We start from the raw sequence: 17956 nt of genomic DNA, 5'->3' as shown, positions 1-17956 counted from the left end.
AGTAATCAGCTAACGTTATTATCTTCTTTTTGTCCAAAAAAGCAAGCTAAAACTTAAACCCAACCGTTAGCACTGCATTACCAAGGCTGCCTTTTTGAATAGCATAAGTATCTTTTTTGTCGTTCAGGCGATAGGGGAAGTTTGCATCTTGGATAAAGGCGTGCGAGTAAGCAATATCTATAAACATGCCGTGGTTGCGGTAGCCAATGCCTGCTGTTCCCAAAGTTTTGCTTGCTTTTATGTTTTTGTCGGCATATGGGCTGCCATAATATGCAGCACCTAGCCTAAACATAAAAACATTCAGCTTTAGCTCGGCCCCTATACGTGCATTGATATTGCTTTTGTAATAACTTTTAATGGCGTTATTAACCAGTTTCAGGTAGTCAAGCTTGGTTTGGTCTGCTGCTTCCTTGCCGCCAAACCTTGCGCCCCTATAGTTTACAAATTCCACATCAGCACTAATAAAGCCTCTTTGCTGGCGGGTATCGCTTTCTGCACCAAAAATATAGCTGGCACTGGCTATTGCCCTATAAGGTGTATAAATAACATATTCCCTTGTGCCAGCGTTGCCCTCGTTCAGGTTGTCGCTGTTTTCCGATACGGTATGGGCATAAGATTCTGTATTGGTAACCATCGAGCTGCGGATTTGGTCTTTGTAACTAATTGCCTGAGGGGTGTGGAACGCAAAACCGAAACGCCATGAATCGGCAGGCTTGTATATAAAGCCCAGTTTAGCCCCTATGCCTGCCCCGGACGAAGAGAAGTTTTCTTTATAGGTAAAGTTTTTAAATTGGTTGGTGGTATCGTTGGTGGCATCGGTTTCACTGTAAACCAGTTCCCTTTTATAAGAAATAATAGGTATGGTAAGGCTTGCCCCCATATAAAACTTGTCATTGTGGTTGCCCGCATAGCCAATGGCTATTTCGTGGTAGCCACCCCTTGTAATGGCATCGAAGTTTTGTATTACACCGCTTGACAACGGCACAAGGCTTTGAAAACCAGCAACGCTGCCGCCAGCACCTTGCACGGTATCGATTAAGTATGTCCTGAATGCCAAGGACGACCCAAAAATATAGTTGCTAAGTGCTGCAAGCGTGTCTGCCCCATCCCTTTGCAGTTCTTCTAAATACTGCTCCGAAAAAGAACTGGCATTGTTGAAGCCACGGTACTGGATGCGGTTATTGTAGCTAGCCAATTGGTTTACAGAAAGGGAAATAGACTGGCTTACCCAGCTATTCCTTGGAAAATGGTTTGGAATGGCAAACACAACCCCTGTTGCCTCATACACAAATTTATTTTTAGAGCTACTGGTATCTGTACCCCTGTAATTGAACTTATTGTTATTGATAAAATAGCCAGGGCTAACCACCCATTCGCTGGTCTTATAAATAGCCAGCCCGGCAGGATTGGTGTTTGCGGCGGTAATATCACCACCCAAGGAACCCATTGCCCCGCCCAATGCCACGTTCCTTGCTGTGCCATTGCCCGTGAACCAAGCGGTACGCAAGGCATCATCGGGGGTTTGGGAAAAAAGCGATAGAGAAACTAGTAAAGCAGAAAGTGAGACGAGAAATTTCATAACGAGTTAATGGCAGGAAAAATAAGGGGTTTTATACAAATCAAGTGCTACAATTAACCGCAAAGTACGCAGAGCTATTAACGCAAAGAGAGGCTAAAAGAAAGGTGGAAACGCTTCGCTCAAAGAACACAAACGCTGTGCAAAAAGGTTTATTTTTTTAAAAATTTCCTTTTTGCAAATTGATTTATTAATGCCTACCACTCCTAGCCCCACCACTACTACTACCTGAACTATTGTAGCCGCCACTCCTGCCGCCAGCGTTGTTGTTGCTTGGGGTATAGTACCTTACTGGCCTGTCAACAGTGGTGCTTCTTGTGCTTTCGTTATTGCCGTTGCTGTAAGTAGTAATCGTCCTTCTTACACTGGTATTGTTGCTAGGTGCTTGGTAATGATTATTAATAGGGTTTTTGTAAGCAGAAATATTGCTACCACTGGTGCTGTAAGTGTGGGGATGGTATGCAATGATGGTATAAACGGGGCTATTCCATCCGCACCACCCATAGTTGGAAGGGCTATAATTGTTATAGCTCCAGTAATTATTCCATTGCGGTGTATAAAAATAACCCTGGCTGTTGTAGCCGCCATAATAATTATTGCCGTAGCCACTGTTGCCAAAAGTATTGTAAGCATAATTATAGCCGCTGCCGTACATATTGTAGTTGCAGGTATTGTAGTCATAGCGGCTATCATTCCAGTAGCTATAATCGTCTATTGCATCCCAACGATTCCTGTTAGCGGCTTTCATCCGTAAATAGGAATCATCTTTATTGATAACATCTTGGTAATTATCCTGACCTGATGATTGGGTGCTGGCTTGTTCGGGCTCATTTTCTGCAACTGCAATGGTTTTTGTTGGGGCAGCATAATATAAATCGTCTGGCGTTTGCCCAGTTTTATAAATAGATGAGCAACTGCAAATAGCAGCCACTAAAAAGGCTAATAGAAAATGTTTACTTTTCATGATGAATATGTTTGGGAGTTAAACCTCACCCCATCTCCAAAGGCGAGGGGCAATGCCAAAAAACTTTTACGCATAAATATGTTTACGCTCGCTTACAGCGTGAAGTTATTACTTTTACGGCGTAAAGGTAACGAAAAGCCCATACATACCCACATGCGGGGATAGCGGCAAAAAAGAAAATATGAGCAAAGAAATAACATCGAGGGCGCAGGATTATTCGCAGTGGTACAATGATTTGGTGGTGAAAGGCGGCTTGGCAGATTATACTGCCGTGCGGGGCTGCATGGTGATAAAACCTTATGGTTTTGGGCTGTGGGAAAACATGAGGGACGTGCTAGACAAAATGTTTAAAGACACAGGGCATCAAAATGCCTATTTCCCTTTATTTGTGCCTAAAAGCCTGTTTGAAGCAGAAGAAAAAAATGCAGAGGGCTTTGCAAAAGAATGTGCCGTGGTAACACATTACCGCCTGAAAACAGACCCAAACAACAAGAGCAAACTGATTGTGGACCCAGAGGCAAAGTTGGAAGAGGAGCTGATTGTTCGCCCCACAAGCGAAGCTATTATTTGGAGTACCTACAAAGGCTGGATACAATCTTACCGTGATTTGCCTATTTTGATTAACCAGTGGGCCAATGTGGTGCGCTGGGAAATGCGTACCCGCTTGTTCCTCCGCACTGCTGAGTTTTTGTGGCAGGAAGGGCATACGGCACATTCCACCAAGAAAGAAGCTGTAGAAGAAGCGGAAAGGATGTTAGAAGTATATGCTGACTTTGCAGAAAACTACATGGCTATGCCCGTAATAAAAGGCATCAAAAGCCCGAACGAGCGTTTTGCCGGTGCAGAAGAAACTTATTGCATAGAGGCCTTGATGCAGGACGGAAAAGCCTTGCAAGCGGGAACTTCGCACTTTTTGGGGCAAAATTTTGCAAAGGCGTTTGACGTGAAGTTTAGCGACAAGGAAAACAAGCTAGACTATGTATGGGCTACTAGTTGGGGAGTGAGTACCCGTTTGATTGGTGCATTGGTAATGGCACATAGCGATGACGATGGGTTGATTTTACCACCAAGAATTGCCCCTTTGCAAGTAGTAATAGTGCCTATATATAAGGGGGAAGAACAAAAAGCCACCATTGACCATAAAGTAAAAGAAATAGTTGGGCATCTAAAAGATTTGGGCATAAGGGTAAAATATGACGACAACGAAAACACCCGCCCCGGCTGGAAGTTTGCCCAGTACGAAATGCAGGGCGTGCCTGTGCGCATTGCCATTGGCGCAAGGGATTTGCAGAACAATGTGGCAGAAGTAGCCAGGAGAGATACAAAAGCCAAAGTAACGGTTGATATAAACGGCATTGCTTTTTATGTAAAAGCATTGCTGGAAGAAATCCAGTTGCACATGTACAACAAAGCATATCAATTTACCCATGAGCATATTACCTCTGCCAATACATGGGAGGAATTTCTAGGGGTATTGGACGGCAAAGGTGGTTTTGTTTCCGCGCATTGGGACGGCACTGCTGAAACAGAGGAGAAAATAAAAGAATTGTCGAAAGCCACTATCCGATGCATACCCTTAGAAAACCCATTGGAAGACGGGAAATGCATTTTAACAGGCAATGTCTCTACGCAAAGGGTATTGTTTGCGAGGGCTTATTAAATATTTTGAGTTTTAAATTTTGAATTCAGGCTATATCAAATAAAAAACTGCTGCTGGTTGCTAACCAGCAGCAGTTTTTTATTTGATATAGCCTGAAAACTAGAAATTATACCCAAAACTTAAATAAGCGCTAACCCCTGTTTTAGAGTCAATAAAATAAGGCAGTAGGCCAGTCCTGAAATTGAAGCCACCGGCAATGGGCTGGCTCCTATATCCTAAGGCAATACTTGTAAACAATAAAGTTTTGCTTTCACCTCCATGAAGAATCAACAAGCCATTGTCATAAGTACTATTTGGGCCATAAGTGTCGTTGGCCTTCGCAAACAATAAAGTTTCATTGAACCCTATTTCAAAAAATCGGCCCCTTTTATTGTTGCCTGCCAAATAATTAATGCCTACTGGCAAGGATGTAATACTAATGCCGTCATCATTATTACTAAAGTTATAGCCAATGCCAACCTTAAAACCGAGGCCATCTGTTTGTTGATTAAACCTGCGGTCATAGTTGGCAGAAAAAACAGGGCTGGCACCACCCAATTCTACAAAAACTGCTTGCGGAGGCCTGTCAGTAAAAATTTTCTTTTTTGCTTCCCTTTTTAAATACACGGTATCTTGTGCATTTATTGAAGCTATCATTAAAAAACTAGCGGCCATTAAAAAGCATATTTTCTGTATCATAGTATGTTTTGTTTTAGCTAAAGTAATGCATAAAAGTTTATGTGTTTTTTATTTCATCCCATCTACACTTACAGCAACCTTTCCACTTGCTGTAATCATGGTGATAATGGCATTGGGGGTTAAAGTGATATTTTTGGGTGAAAGCCCTGTCACATAGCCATTTACTTTTACGCCTTTGGTAGGCTCGTAATTGGATAGATAGGTTTTTAAGGTGTTGCTGCCTTGATTCAATTGCTCGTTTACAGAGTAGCGGCAATTTTCTTTTAAACGTTTTAGTATGGTGCCGTGGGCAATCCAGTCGCCAAATTGCAGCAACTTATTTTTAGAATCCAGCACAAACTGTACTTGGTCTATATACATTTCTTTTTTTGTAGAATCGTAAGCTGGCACGCCTGTTAGGTAAAAATTGCCATTTACCGAGCCTTTCATGCCTAGCTCCACAATCATTTTTCCATCCTTGCCCCATAAGGCTGTCTTGGTAACGGTGATAGAACGGCTCCCAGATTCAAATTTCTTGCCTTCAAAGTTTTGCTGCATTAGTACCGCAGCATTGTCATAAGTAATTACGCTGGCGATGCTTACATTAAAATCATCTGGCAATTTATCAGCTGCCAACAGCACCAATTTATTTTTATCGAAAGATATAGTAGGCTTAGCATTTACGGCTGTTTCCAAATATGCTTTCATGCCCATTACAACGCTTATCTTTTTATTGGCAACTATAGCTTGGTTGGTATATAGTTCCAATGGCTTCATAGCAAACCAAACATGGTAGGTTGGGTTTATTTCTTGTGGCTTGCTTATCTTGTCAAGGGCAGACAATACAAAAGGCTTTATATCCAGCGACTGTGCAATGGCATCGTCAACCATCTTGCCCAATTTTGGCTTGAACAAAGCAACTGCTGGGTTTATTAAATAAGTAATGGGTACGTTTTTACCAGCAATGGTAATGCTTGGCGATTCAGCCCAGTCAATCCCGCCAATTTGGGTGTTGGTAGTCAGCTTCCAGTTGCGAAAAGCAACCAGGCTGCTCAATTTTATGCTACCATTCAGGTTTAGTTCTCGGGTGTCGTAGGCCGACAAGCCAAATTTTTCGATGCCATACCTTACTTTCACCCATATTTTTAGGGGAAGCACCATTTCTAGCTTGCCTGCATTTTCATTGATTGCTATGAGGGCTTGTTTCCACACTTTCATCATTAGGTTATCGCCTTCTATTTGGTTGTCCTCGTAAATCAAGCCGTTTAAATATTTGTTGGTTTGGGTTTGCAAATCGGCCACTGATACTTCCACAGGCAGGTTGAGGTAAGATGTTTGCTTGTCATAAACTATATCGGTACTGTAATTGGGTTCTGGCTTTAGTGTCTCTATTTTTTTTGTCGTACCGCAGGCGGCAAAAATAAAAGCTATAGCTGCAAAAGCAACTAGCTGTAAAAAAAGTTTCATTTTATTCATTTTGATGTTGATAATTTGCAGGTTGGATTTAGTTTTTCCCATTGTTATAATAGTTGATGGCTTTGCTAAAATGCTTGCCTGCCCTGCCACCGAAATGACCGGCTACAATTAGGGGGATTAGTGATGCAGAGTATATTTTGCCACTAATGTTGTTACTGTTATTGATGGTAACAAGCCCTCCAACCAAGCCTGCAAAAAATAATACCCCAAATGTAGATGAAATCCTATTGGCAGTTTTGTACCTGCTATATTCCTTGTGAGCGATAGGGTTAGCAACTAAAAAACTGTCTAACTTACTCCTGCTATAAATATGGTTATTGAGCAAGAAGCAACTAATACAGCCAGTATATATCTGGTTTGGTTTGATGATAGCGCTACTATCGGTTGTAGTTTCCTGTGAAAAAGCTACAACAGCAAAAAATAAAAGCAAAAAGCTAAGGGTGTATTTCATCATATTTTTAGTTTTGGCAAAAATAAGGGGAACATACATATAATTTTAGCTATTCAACCACCATCGTATTGGATAATTGTTCCTGTTCCTTTTTCCTGTAAGAAACCCAATAGGCAACAATAATGCAGCTAATAAAAGGGGATGTGTAGAACAGGTATAAATAAGGCACATCGATAAATGTATAAAAGATTACCAGTGTTAATTTTAAAGCTGCCAAGGGTATATTGTACAGCACGATGCCTTTTTTGTAATTTACCCAAGCACAGGCCAATACAAAAACCATAGGGGCTGCAAAGGATAGGCAAATCAATGAATAGTGCTGCAAGGCAATATGCTGTGGCCCAAAAAAACGGGCAAAACCCAGGCTAATCTCAAATACATGCGGCGCATCTTTCCATACACGTTCTGCAAAATTGATATATGCCCCAGGCAGGCTGATAAAGTTTTTTAGTACTGACCATCCAAATGGCAGCAGCACCAATAAACTAAAACAAACAATGCCGCTTATTTTCAGGTGCAGCCATTGTTTCCTTTTCCCTTGCACATACAGCAGCACCAGCATAGCTGGCAGCCATCCTACAAAAGCATAGCGGCTTAGCAGGCAAAAGGTGGCTGCGGCACCAATGAGCAAATAATTCTCGGTTAATAATGCAAGCGTAAGCAATACATAATTGATGATAACCACCCCTTCTTCGGTGTAGGGTATAAGGCCAGCAGAATCGTTGGTAAATAGCCACCAGAAAAGCATGAACACAGAAAGCTTGTAAGTAAGCGAAAGTCTTTTACTGGCAAATGGGTCCCACAATAAAATGGCAGCGGAAAAAGCTAAGAAAAGTGCTGCTATGGTCATCCATCTAATATCTATGTGCAGCCATTCTGCCACACTAAAAGGCAGCCACATGGCAGGCAGGTAAATGGGCTTGATGCCTTGCCAAATATCGGGGATGGTATCGTAAACCTTTGTCCAATGCCCCGATACAAACCGCTGGCTCATCACTTTAATAATGGGCAACATGTCAGACTCTTTATAATTCAAAGGTGTATCTTCCATGAACCGTTGCCCGAAATGCCCCATCATAATGCCCATAATGGCTATTGCAGATAGTTTGTAGCCATTAAATGTATTGGTGAAAGCGGCTTTTGTAGGCAATTTTAAGTGGGCTTGCGGCAGGAAAAGCAAAGCAATTGCAATGGCTAACCCGCTTATAAAATAAAGGATACTGGCTGTGGCAGCCAGGTCTTCGTCCACAAGCAAATAGGTGGCACTTAAGATTTCGATAAAAAATGCAGCAGTAATAATCCTTTTTTGCAACACAGTAATTCCAATTTGTATTCATGAAACCATTGGCTTTGCAGCCATTACTTTTAACTATGCCAGCACCAAACCTTGCTAATATAGGAAAATGAGCTTGATAACCCAAACATGGTTGAAAACCTGTGAAAGATGTAAACCTTTGTCATAGTGATGTAACAGTTGCCGCTTGGTTGTAGCCGACCTTTGTACAATGAAAAAATCTCTACGTCATTTCACTCGAACTCAAATGAAAAAAGCAATAAGCTGTTTCGCATTATCCATTGCTTTTGTATCATTTTCCATAAACAGTTTTGCACAAGCACCTGTTTTAGGCACCGCAGCAAACTTTATACTTTTCTCTTCAGATGGGGCCGTAACCAATACTGGGCAAACCATATTAACCGGCAATGTGGGTACCAACAATGGTCCAGTAACCGCTTTTGGAAATGTTAACGGCGTGATGCACGACAATGACGGCGCCACTGCTCAGGCCTCGGCAGATTTGCTGATTGCATACAACCAGCTAAATTTTGCAACCCCTACCCTATTCCCTTCCTCTTTATTGGGTAATGGCGATACGCTGATTGCGGGTATTTATAAAATATTTAGCACGGCCACCTTAAATGGCAAGCTTTATTTGGATGCGAAAGGCAACCCCAATGCTGTTTTTATCTTCCAGATACAAGGGGCTTTTTCTACTGCCGCCAATGCAAAAATTATTTTGATTAATGGCACACAAGCCTGTAATGTGTTCTGGAAAGTGGAAGGCTTGGTAAAAATGGCTTCGCAAACCTATATGAGGGGTACGGTTGTAGCCAACAATGCTGCAATAGTGATGAATGCAACAGATTCCTTAGAAGGCAGGTTGCTTAGTACAACAGGCGCAGTGAGTGTAAATAACTTGAACGGATATACGCCTACAGGTTGCAATGCCCCGGTACTTACAGGGCCTGCTGCCCCAGTATTGGGCGCGTCAGCTTGCTATGCTTTATTTTCGGGCAATGGTGCTGTAACCAATACTGGCGTAACGCATGTTACGGGCGATGTAGGCACCAATGTAGGCTTGGCCGCAGGCTTTAACCCATTGTTTGTAACGGGTACTGTGCATTCAAAACCCGATGTTTCCACGGCGGCATGCGCAGCCGATTTGCAGAATGTATATAACTACTTAAATACCCTTACAGCAGATATAGAATTGCTGTATCCACAACAATTTGGCAACGACTTGGTTCTTACACCACACACTTATCTGTTGAATAGCGCTACTGCATTCACGGGCAAAGTATTCCTTAACGCACAGGGCAATGCCAACGCTATATTTGTTATTAAAATAAACGGTGCATTGTCCACCAGTACTTTTTCTAAAGTGGTATTGGTAAACGGGGCACAAGCAAAAAATGTTTTTTGGAAGATAGAAGGCGCTGTGAAAATTGATAACTTTTCTGTTTTCAACGGCACGCTAGTTTGCAACAATGCTGCCATTGCACTGAGCATTGGCGACACATTGAATGGCCGTGCATTTACCACCAACGGTGCTTTGAGCACAGAGAACATGGTAGCAACAATGCCTACCGCTTGTCCAATATTGCCTGTAAGCTTTTTGTATTTTACTGGAGCAACTGCACAAAAAGACGTGATGCTTCAATGGGGCTTAGCCAGCGAAACCAACAATAGTTTTTTCACGATTGAAAAAAGCAAGGATGGTAGTGTTTTTGAAACATTGGCAACTGTAGCTGCGACTACCAATTTAAACTATTCGTTCATAGACAATCAGCCTTATACAGTGGGCTATTACCGCCTATCGCAAACAGATAAAGACGGGCAGAAAAGTTATTTCCGCACCATTACTGTTGGAGCAGCAAAAAGCTTCCGGGCAAAACCTTATGTTGTTAGCAGCAATATATATGTAAGCACTATCGGTGCAGTGGCTGGCAATGGTACTATACAATTGTATAGCATGGATGGTAGGATAATTTCTACACAAAAAGTACTATTGACACAAGAGGCAAATACGTTTAAAGTATCAACCCCTGTTCATAAAGGGATTTATATTTTGAGCATTGAAAGCAATGGCAAAAGGCTGTATAGCGGCAAGGTTGCAGTGCTGTAAAGTAATTTAATAAAAATACATATAGAGGGGTTTGCATTTGATTATTCAATTGCGAACCCCTTTTTTGTTTGTATGTTTTCCTGGGGGTTTTCTATTTATTTTTTTTCATTAAAAATTGAAAAGCCCCTTTAAAAAATAAATTTGGCTAAAGCCAATTGCTTTGGATTTATTTGACCCTCCAGATAAATCTGGAGGCAATTCAAAATTTGGAGGCACTTCATTAATCCCAGATTTAAAAATCGGGTTAATACAAAAATGGTGAATCCAAAAATAAGGTGGGGGCTTGTCAATTTGAATGGGTTTTAACCCATTCAAAAAATCAAAAAATTCAAAACATAATCCCATTCAAAGCATAAACAAATATTCCGTTTATAAAAGTATATATACATCTTGTTTGTAGTATCAAAAACAGAGAGCCATTCCTTGCTACAAAAGAAATAAGGCAAAGGCATGGCAACACATTAGGGAAAATGCAAAATCAAAAGGGATTTTTATCGATTTTATTAATGGCTATAATGACCCTTGCCATTGTTTAGTTTTATTAGGAGTTGACCAAACCATCCAAAAAACAATCCAATTAATAAAGGGTGAATCGTCATTTTGGATAAATAAACATGATGAATTGTCCCAATTTTTGAATGGGAGAAAATTTAAATGGAATATTAATATTTTGCAGCTTCAGTTTAAGAGGCACTGATTGATAAAGTGAGGGGATTAATAAAAAATAAACAGTTGTGCCATACCAAAAAACATTTCAACAGGAGTATTATGTGTTTATTGCTAAATTATAGGTTTGAAAGGGATAAAGATTTTGACTAATGACAGTTGCTTTAGATTTATTTGCCCTCCGATAAATCTTATTTAACTACCTGAAACTTTCCGCTTTCAACAATGTTGCCTGTTACATCCCTAAGCTGGTAAATGTATAAACCACGGAAAAAATTGTCTAACGGGATTGTGATTTTGCTATTTGATAAGTTTTGACTGAACAATTTTTTACCCAAAAAATTATACACTTGCAATGTATATGCGTTGTCAATATTCTTAAACTCGAAATTGATAATGGAGGTGGCAGGATTGGGGTAAAAGCGAACTACTTTAATTGGTCCATCCCCATAATAGTTGCCCTCGGTAGCGTTTGCACCAATAAAGCAACAAAATAGAAGGATGATTAAGTAGATTTTTTTCATTTAATTCGCAATCCAATAATTGTAAAAGTAGTTAATGTTTTTGAATAACAAATACATTGGGACAAAAATAATAATTCGTTCACAAAACCATGGCTTTTTAATAAAAAACTTATATAAAATGGGCATCTGTCAGGCTTTAGCCATGAACAAGACATTGCTTACATTGGGGAAAGTAATTTTGAAACCATTGCTTTGCACCATCGAGCCTTTGTGGCAAAAAAATACTGCTTACAAAAACAATTTCATGTTATAAGGATAAACTGTTTCTTTGCAGTCCGAAAAAAATTTGTAACGACATGCAATTATCTTCTTTATTAGACCGTTTCGCAGAGCCAGAAACGCTGAAAATGGCCAAACTTGGCCGTGAATTAAGGGCAAAAGGCGTTGATGTGATTGACCTTAGCCTTGGTGAGCCAGATTTTGATACCCCGCAGCACATAAAGGACGCTGCTATAAAGGCTATCAACGACAATTTCAGCCATTACACCCCAGTTGCGGGCTATGCTGATTTAAGGGAAGCTGTTTGCACCAAATTGAAACGCGACAATAACTTAGATTATAAACCTGAAAATATTATTACTTCCACAGGTGCCAAGCAAAGCCTTGCCAACGCCATCCTTGCCTTGGTTGACGAAGGCGAAGAAGTAATTATACCTACCCCTTACTGGGTTACTTACAGCGAGCTGGTAAAAATAGCCCGTGGCAAAGTGGTAGAAGTGCATACTAGCTTGGAAAGCGGGTTTAAAGTTACCCCTGCACAGTTAGAAGCGGCTATAACGCCAAAGTCTAAAGTGTTCATGTTTTCTTCACCTTGCAACCCATCAGGTGCTGTTTATAACAGAGCTGAATTGGAAGCATTGGTTGCTGTGTTTAAGAAATACCCAAACATTATCATCCTTGCTGATGAGATATATGAGTATATCAACTTTACCGGTGCACATGAAAGCATTGCCCAATTTAGTGAGATTAAAGACAGGGTTGTGCTAATCAACGGCCTTAGCAAAGGTTTTGCCATGACTGGCTGGCGCTTAGGTTATATAGCTGCCGATGTTGCTATTGTAAAAGCCTGCGAGAAATTGCAAGGGCAGTTTACAAGCGGCACTTGCTCCATTACACAAAAAGCAGGCGTGGTAGCTTTGACTACCGACTTGAAGCCTAGCATGGAAATGACCGAGGAATTTACCCGTAGAAGGGCAAGGACTTTGGAACTTGTAAATGGCATACCAGGTGTTAAGTGTTTTGAGCCAGAAGGGGCGTTTTACATTTTCCCGGATGTAAGCAGCTACTATGGCAAAACTGCCGAGGATGGCGAGGTAGTAAAAAATGCCGCTGATTTCAGCATGTATCTGCTTAACACTGCCCACGTTTCCAGCGTGATGGGCGATGCCTTTGGCGAGCCAAACTGCGTGCGCTTTTCATTTGCCAACAACATGGCCAATATTGAAAGGGCATGGGTAAGGATAAGTGATGCTTTGGCAAAATTGAAATAAGTAGTTATTGATAAAATAATACTGAATCCCTTGGTAATTGTGCCAGGGGATTTTTTTTGTTTAGTAGAGAAAATCAGGGGGTTTGCAAACGTCACGACTTAGTCAGAAACTATGCCGAGTGTTTTATTCTAAGAACGCTTCGCCGAGAGCGGAACTGAAGCCCAATAAAGAAATAAAAGTACAAGTTAACGACTAAAAGCCCAACAAAATTTCGTCCAGCCCGAACCAAAGTACAGCGATGTAAAATACCCAAGTATTAACGTCCAGCCTTGCTTGCTAAAAACCCCATGTTAGGCTTAGCGTTTTTTCTGTTTGCTGTTTTAATTTGGTAAAATAAAAAAAAGTTCCTTGTCAGTAAACAAGGAACTTTTAAAATCAAAAAGTCATTCTACAATTTCTAATTATTTACTGCGTCCCGTTTTTGAATGACACCAATCAAAGTTTTGATAATAAAAATTTCCACAATTAGAAATCCCAATGGCATTAAAATCATTGTTGAAATGTTGCCTATTGTTACTATTGTAATAATAGTTTGAATTTCAACAAAAGCTCTAATTATAGTTACGATAGTTATACTTTCAGGAACTCCTTTTGCGGCTACAATTGCAAGTCCTAAACCAATTGCAAGATTTCTTGCAGCAAATTCATAACTGGCATTTTTCAAAATTGCGTTTGTAAGATCAAGACCTGAACCATTTTTGAAAAGTAACGACATATCAAAATAGCCCATTACACCAAACAAAATATTGAGTATGGCTAAAATGCCAACTACAATTCTCAACCATTTTGGTACAATATCAATGTGTTTGCTCATATTTTAAAATTTTAATTGTTTCATTGCAGTTCCCCAATCTTCCAAATGATACACAGAAGTTAGTTTGCCATCAATTACGGTGTGAAAATCAATCGACATGATTTTAAATGATTTTGTACCATCTGTTAGTGTTCCCATAAAATCGCCATTCGGTGTTCCGCTTACCAAACTGCGAACTACATACTTGTTACCATCGTTGGCAATGTCTTGTGGTTCCCATTTTAAGTCTGGAATTAATTTCCAAAAGAATTCAACTTGCCCTATAAGTTGCGGTTTGCCTTTGCTTTCAACCGAACCACTTGAAAGAAAATCATCGGATAAAACTTGTGTCAATAAAGCAGTTGGTGTAGTTTCGGTATTCACAGTTAATGCTTTCTTGTAAAAGGCAGTTAATGCATCCCTATTTTTGTCCATTTTTTTTAAATTTAAAATGATTAATAATGGCACAAAGGTGAAGCGGATACATTTTTATAACAATGGACAAATCAGCCTTTATATGGCACTTTTGGGAATGCTACTTTTTGAGATACGTTTCTCTAAACTCCACGGGTGTTGTATCCGTATTTTTTTTAAAGTAGCGAACAAAATAAGCAGGATCTTCAAAGCCCAATTCTTGCCCGATTTCCTTGATGGATAAATTTGAATGAACCAAAAGCCGTTTGGTTTCTAAAAGTATTCTGTCGTTAATAATTTCTTTAGGTGATTTGCCCAGAACTTTTGCAGTTGCTTGTCCTAAACGTTTTTCAGAAATACAAATAAGTTTAGCGTAGTCGTTTACGCCTTTCAATTTGAGGTAGTTGCTTTCTAATAAGTCACGAAAAAGTAAAGTATAATCGAGGTCTGCCCCCTTTTTCAATTCTGTAAAACCTTGTTTACGTTTTTCCCTGTCGGAAAGTATCAGAAAGTTATGAAGTAGGTTTTTTAATAAAATATGTTTTGAATTATCAGCAGGCAAACTCAATTCTTCTTTAATACTTTGGCAAATGTTAGTATATTTTTCAAAATCATTTTTATTAAGATTGATTGTTGGCTTGTCTGCAAGGTCATTGAATAATATGCTGCTTCTTAAAAATTTGGTGTCGTTTTCAGTTGTGCAAAAAAAGTCGTCAGTAAATATTAGAACTTGTCCTTGGTAATTCAGCAATTTGTCAAATTGATGCACACGGTCTTTGTCAATAAATAACAAAGTGTAAGGTTCTATTTTAATTGGGGTGAAGTCAACATAATGGGTCGGTTGGCAGTTTTCAAATAAAAAAACGTGATAAAAGTTTGTCCGATGGGGCGTTACTAAATGGTCTTTGTTTACAGTTGTCAAAGTATACAATGGTACAACTTCCACTTGTAGTTCAGTGCTTCGTTTAAATTTAAGTTTCTTTATTTCGTCAGCCATAATTTAGTTTAAAGAACAAATTTAAGTTTTTGTCTGTCGGTTGTTTACTGGGTCGGTCGTAGCATTACGCCCAACTCATAAATATACACAACTACAGTGCGCCAATCCAATCAAAAGTAGCAGTATATTGTTGCTATAAGCAACAGAATAATGCTGCAAGGCTTGCAAGCCTCGCAGAGCAGATTGTTTATTTGATATAAATCATTGATATACAGTTATTTTATTCATTAATGACGAAGGGTTTACAGTGATTTAACGGTGATTTATTGTGGATTTAATGATGATTTATTGTGTATCAATGTGGATTTATCGTGTATCAATGATGATTTATCATGTATTAAAAATGATTCTTTTTATGTTGCTAAGTTCGCCTATTGATAAATCGCTGTAAATTAGTCTACCGTCAGGGATAGTCCAAAAGTAAAATCCTATATGGGGGCATATTTCCCCCATGAGCATCCCAAATTTCCCCCATTAAGGGGAATGATGAGTTATGTAATGAGCGGCAGAACGAAACAGAGGTAGGCACCACAAGCGCACCAGCAACACTATGTTTCGCATGGAATAGCAGGGCGTAAGTAATATTCTTTTAGTATTCTTTTTCCAATGCTTCAATATCCTCTATCAATGAGGGAATACTAGTTTTGTCAATGCCGTTATAAATACCCCTAATCCTTCTATTCTTGTCTATTAAAACAAAATTCTCTGTGTGTAAAAAAACGGAGCTATCCCTCTTCTCTCCCAAATCTTCTTCAACAAAATAGTATTTCCTTCCCAAATCGTATATCTCTGCTTTTTCACCTGTCAATAAGCGCCATTTATAGTATTGCACATTTTTATGCTTTGCATATTCGGCCAAAACAGAAACACTGTCTTCTAGTGGCGTTACAGAATGCGACAATAATAAAATATTTCCATCTGCTTTAAATTTGTCTTGCAACAAAGACATATTGTTAGTCATTTTAGGGCAAATGCCGGGGCAGGAAGTAAAGAAAAAATCAACAATACAAATTTTATTTTCAATGTCCTTTTCTGTAAAGGATTTACCTTGTTGGTCAATTAGATGAAAAGGCCTTATTGCATGAAAGTTGTCTTTATCCGCTATTTTCCAAACGGGTGTAAAGTCTGAAGTATTGTAATAAGGCAATTTCCTACCTTTCTCTTTACAAGATAATAGTGCCAGGCACACAAAAAAAATCACATATCTTAGGTTCATTCTGTTTCGCTTTTTATTTTTTCGTTTCTCAACGTATAACATAAGGCCGATTTTTGCAAACCATACCTATATCCATCTTTTGCTACATAATTAAGGTATAGTTTGCCGTTTTCACGCCATCCTTGTTGCAGCCCTTCCTCCCTGTCATCTACATAATTTAAAAAAAGCAAGGGTTTCCCAGATTTGTACCATTTTTTTTGTAGTCCTTCCATCTTTTCTTCATAATAATTATATTCAAAGTGTCGGTTTCCGCTTACTGCCCAAAAACCATAGTGTTTTCCGGTACTCAGGTTATTTTTATAGCTTCTTATTTCCCACGGCTTTCCATCTTCATAATAACTTCTATAAGTGCCGTGCAACATTCCCTGATAAACAGATAGTTGTTTTTTTACTTTTCCATTGTCATACAACTCCTTAATAATACCAGAAAATGGGTTGTTTTTATATTGGTAAAGCCCATTGACACGCGATACATTTTTGTCGGTAACAAAAACAGTATCCCTTGGTATAACTGATGTATCTACAAGATAACTTTTAGCAATTACGGACTCTTTGTTTTGATTTGAAGAATGGTTGCAGCTACACATTATAAAGCAAATTGTAGCTGCAACCATCAACCATTTATTGGGTGAAAGTACCTTTTGTGCCATAGTAACTTCCTGATTTTAAGATATAATAACCTGTATTTAGGTAATTTTCATTTCTTGTATGGTAGTGATAAATGCCATTCGGGAACTCGGTAGTAGCACCGGTGTGACCATTATAAGCATCAAGGTTGCTTGGGTAAGTGCCATCTTTGTCTTTTCTACCATAAATGGGGAAACCATCTCGTAAAAACCCTACCAATTTTGCATCGTCATTGGTGGTGTAAGTGCCATCATAATCAGTAACATGGTAATGATAATCGCTAGATTGAGCAGGGTGGGCTCCGGCTTTGTCAAGTGAAGAAATTTTTCCCACATCCAAGGTGGTACTAGGTCCTTCTTGGTCATTAAAAATGGGTACTCCATTAAGTGCCATCCCTATTGCAAAAAGACTTGTAGCCTCGTGGGTACTTGCGGCGGCTGGCTTTGCAGGTATCGTCATTGTATAATTTTGCACACCAATTAGGCTAGGGTTTGCTCCATGCCCCGATTGAAATGCCTCGTAATTTGCATTACTCGCACCCCAATATGGACTTTTGTGGTTGGGCCTTCCATCACTTTTGATAATAATGCTCGAACCACTTGTAGAGACTGTAACAGCGTTAGTGATAGTATTACCAAATTTGGCTTGCACTACCGATGTAATATCCACATCCCCTGTTGTTGTAGTGGGTGTACTACTGTCTGAACTTTTTTTACAATTTACCATAAAAAAAGTAATTAAGCACAAGGCTAATCCGATTTCCTTTTTTTTCATTTTTCCATTTTAAATGATGTAACAATACTAATCTAGACGACTATTTTTAGTATTCCCTTCGGTTTATAAGTAAATATTTTCGTTAACTCAAAATAATATACATCCTTGTACCCCTACCTTCAAAAATATGCGTATTGCTGTATGTCTTTCACACTGGTGATAATTATTTTACCGTTCATTCGCTTAAAAAACTTCCTCAACAACTACACTTTATCCTTTTGCATGGCAGCAAGTTGCTGCAGGTTTTAAAACTTCCCGAAAGTTTGG

The 17956-nt window shown here is 39.4% G+C and carries 18 protein-coding genes; 4 read left to right on the top strand and 14 right to left on the bottom strand.

Annotated elements, in window-relative coordinates; translation table 11 throughout:
* Positions 1 to 46: 46 nt before the first annotated feature.
* A complete protein-coding gene (locus ACHFIY_RS12240; protein WP_410846386.1) occupies positions 47 to 1579 on the bottom strand; it encodes an OmpP1/FadL family transporter in 1533 nt (510 codons plus the stop codon).
* A 187-nt stretch (positions 1580 to 1766) separates the two neighbouring features.
* Entirely contained in the window at positions 1767 to 2540 is a 774-nt protein-coding gene (locus tag ACHFIY_RS12235) for a hypothetical protein (protein ID WP_410846385.1), read from the bottom strand.
* 181 nt (positions 2541 to 2721) lie between these two features.
* On the opposite strand from ACHFIY_RS12235, the gene proS reads away from it, so the two are divergent.
* Positions 2722 to 4200 carry a proline--tRNA ligase gene (proS, locus tag ACHFIY_RS12230; RefSeq protein ID WP_410846384.1) on the top strand — a complete coding sequence of 493 codons (1479 nt, stop codon included), beginning with the start codon at positions 2722 to 2724 and terminating at the stop codon, positions 4198 to 4200.
* A gap of 99 nt (positions 4201 to 4299) precedes the next feature.
* On the opposite strand, the gene ACHFIY_RS12225 is transcribed toward proS, so the two are convergent.
* The 4 genes from ACHFIY_RS12225 to ACHFIY_RS12210 are packed head-to-tail and all read right to left on the bottom strand — an operon-like array spanning position 4300 to position 8099.
* On the bottom strand, positions 4300 to 4878 hold the full coding sequence (locus tag ACHFIY_RS12225) for a hypothetical protein (protein ID WP_410846383.1): 579 nt from the start codon (positions 4876 to 4878) through the stop codon (positions 4300 to 4302).
* A gap of 48 nt (positions 4879 to 4926) precedes the next feature.
* Positions 4927 to 6324: a DUF4403 family protein gene (locus ACHFIY_RS12220; RefSeq protein ID WP_410846382.1), complete on the bottom strand. Its 1398-nt coding sequence runs from the start codon at positions 6322 to 6324 to the stop codon at positions 4927 to 4929.
* Between the two features lie 37 nt (positions 6325 to 6361).
* Positions 6362 to 6787 (bottom strand): hypothetical protein, encoded by a 426-nt coding sequence (locus tag ACHFIY_RS12215; RefSeq protein ID WP_410846381.1) that lies wholly within the window; start codon positions 6785 to 6787, stop codon positions 6362 to 6364.
* A 46-nt stretch (positions 6788 to 6833) separates the two neighbouring features.
* Positions 6834 to 8099, bottom strand: a complete 1266-nt coding sequence (locus tag ACHFIY_RS12210; RefSeq protein WP_410846380.1) for a hypothetical protein — start codon at positions 8097 to 8099, stop codon at positions 6834 to 6836.
* 226 nt (positions 8100 to 8325) lie between these two features.
* Here ACHFIY_RS12210 and ACHFIY_RS12205 point away from each other — a divergent pair, with 226 nt between their 5' ends.
* Positions 8326 to 10188 (top strand): ice-binding family protein, encoded by a 1863-nt coding sequence (locus ACHFIY_RS12205; RefSeq protein WP_410846379.1) that lies wholly within the window; start codon positions 8326 to 8328, stop codon positions 10186 to 10188.
* A gap of 108 nt (positions 10189 to 10296) precedes the next feature.
* Here the strand turns inward: ACHFIY_RS12205 and ACHFIY_RS12200 are convergent, their stop codons facing one another.
* Positions 10297 to 10533 carry a hypothetical protein gene (locus tag ACHFIY_RS12200; protein ID WP_410846378.1) on the bottom strand — a complete coding sequence of 79 codons (237 nt, stop codon included), beginning with the start codon at positions 10531 to 10533 and terminating at the stop codon, positions 10297 to 10299.
* Positions 10534 to 10606: 73 nt separating this feature from the next.
* Here ACHFIY_RS12200 and ACHFIY_RS12195 point away from each other — a divergent pair, with 73 nt between their 5' ends.
* Positions 10607 to 10885: a transposase gene (locus ACHFIY_RS12195; RefSeq protein ID WP_410846450.1), complete on the top strand. Its 279-nt coding sequence runs from the start codon at positions 10607 to 10609 to the stop codon at positions 10883 to 10885.
* Positions 10886 to 11045: 160 nt separating this feature from the next.
* Here ACHFIY_RS12195 and ACHFIY_RS12190 read toward each other — a convergent pair whose 3' ends face one another.
* Entirely contained in the window at positions 11046 to 11378 is a 333-nt protein-coding gene (locus ACHFIY_RS12190) for a T9SS type A sorting domain-containing protein (protein WP_410846377.1), read from the bottom strand.
* A 296-nt stretch (positions 11379 to 11674) separates the two neighbouring features.
* Between ACHFIY_RS12190 and ACHFIY_RS12185 the strand changes: the two genes are divergently transcribed.
* On the top strand, positions 11675 to 12868 hold the full coding sequence (locus ACHFIY_RS12185; protein WP_410846376.1) for a pyridoxal phosphate-dependent aminotransferase: 1194 nt from the start codon (positions 11675 to 11677) through the stop codon (positions 12866 to 12868).
* A gap of 397 nt (positions 12869 to 13265) precedes the next feature.
* Here ACHFIY_RS12185 and ACHFIY_RS12180 read toward each other — a convergent pair whose 3' ends face one another.
* The 6 genes from ACHFIY_RS12180 to ACHFIY_RS12155 form a co-directional block, all read right to left on the bottom strand.
* A complete protein-coding gene (locus ACHFIY_RS12180) occupies positions 13266 to 13682 on the bottom strand; it encodes a hypothetical protein (RefSeq protein ID WP_410846375.1) in 417 nt (138 codons plus the stop codon).
* Between the two features lie 3 nt (positions 13683 to 13685).
* Positions 13686 to 14096 carry an ester cyclase gene (locus tag ACHFIY_RS12175; RefSeq protein ID WP_410846374.1) on the bottom strand — a complete coding sequence of 137 codons (411 nt, stop codon included), beginning with the start codon at positions 14094 to 14096 and terminating at the stop codon, positions 13686 to 13688.
* Positions 14097 to 14196: 100 nt separating this feature from the next.
* On the bottom strand, positions 14197 to 15072 hold the full coding sequence (locus ACHFIY_RS12170; protein ID WP_410846373.1) for a helix-turn-helix domain-containing protein: 876 nt from the start codon (positions 15070 to 15072) through the stop codon (positions 14197 to 14199).
* Positions 15073 to 15661: 589 nt separating this feature from the next.
* Positions 15662 to 16288: an SCO family protein gene (locus ACHFIY_RS12165; protein ID WP_410846372.1), complete on the bottom strand. Its 627-nt coding sequence runs from the start codon at positions 16286 to 16288 to the stop codon at positions 15662 to 15664.
* Positions 16285 to 16938 (bottom strand): toxin-antitoxin system YwqK family antitoxin, encoded by a 654-nt coding sequence (locus tag ACHFIY_RS12160; protein WP_410846371.1) that lies wholly within the window; start codon positions 16936 to 16938, stop codon positions 16285 to 16287. Before ACHFIY_RS12160 ends, ACHFIY_RS12165 begins: the two co-directional genes overlap by 4 nt.
* A complete protein-coding gene (locus ACHFIY_RS12155) occupies positions 16910 to 17641 on the bottom strand; it encodes a YHYH protein (protein ID WP_410846370.1) in 732 nt (243 codons plus the stop codon). Before ACHFIY_RS12155 ends, ACHFIY_RS12160 begins: the two co-directional genes overlap by 29 nt.
* Positions 17642 to 17956: the final 315 nt, after the last annotated feature.

Source organism: Parasediminibacterium schistidii (assembly GCF_046546515.1).
Lineage (GTDB): Bacteria > Bacteroidota > Bacteroidia > Chitinophagales > Chitinophagaceae > Parasediminibacterium.
This window is presented reverse-complemented; position numbering and strand designations above follow the sequence as displayed.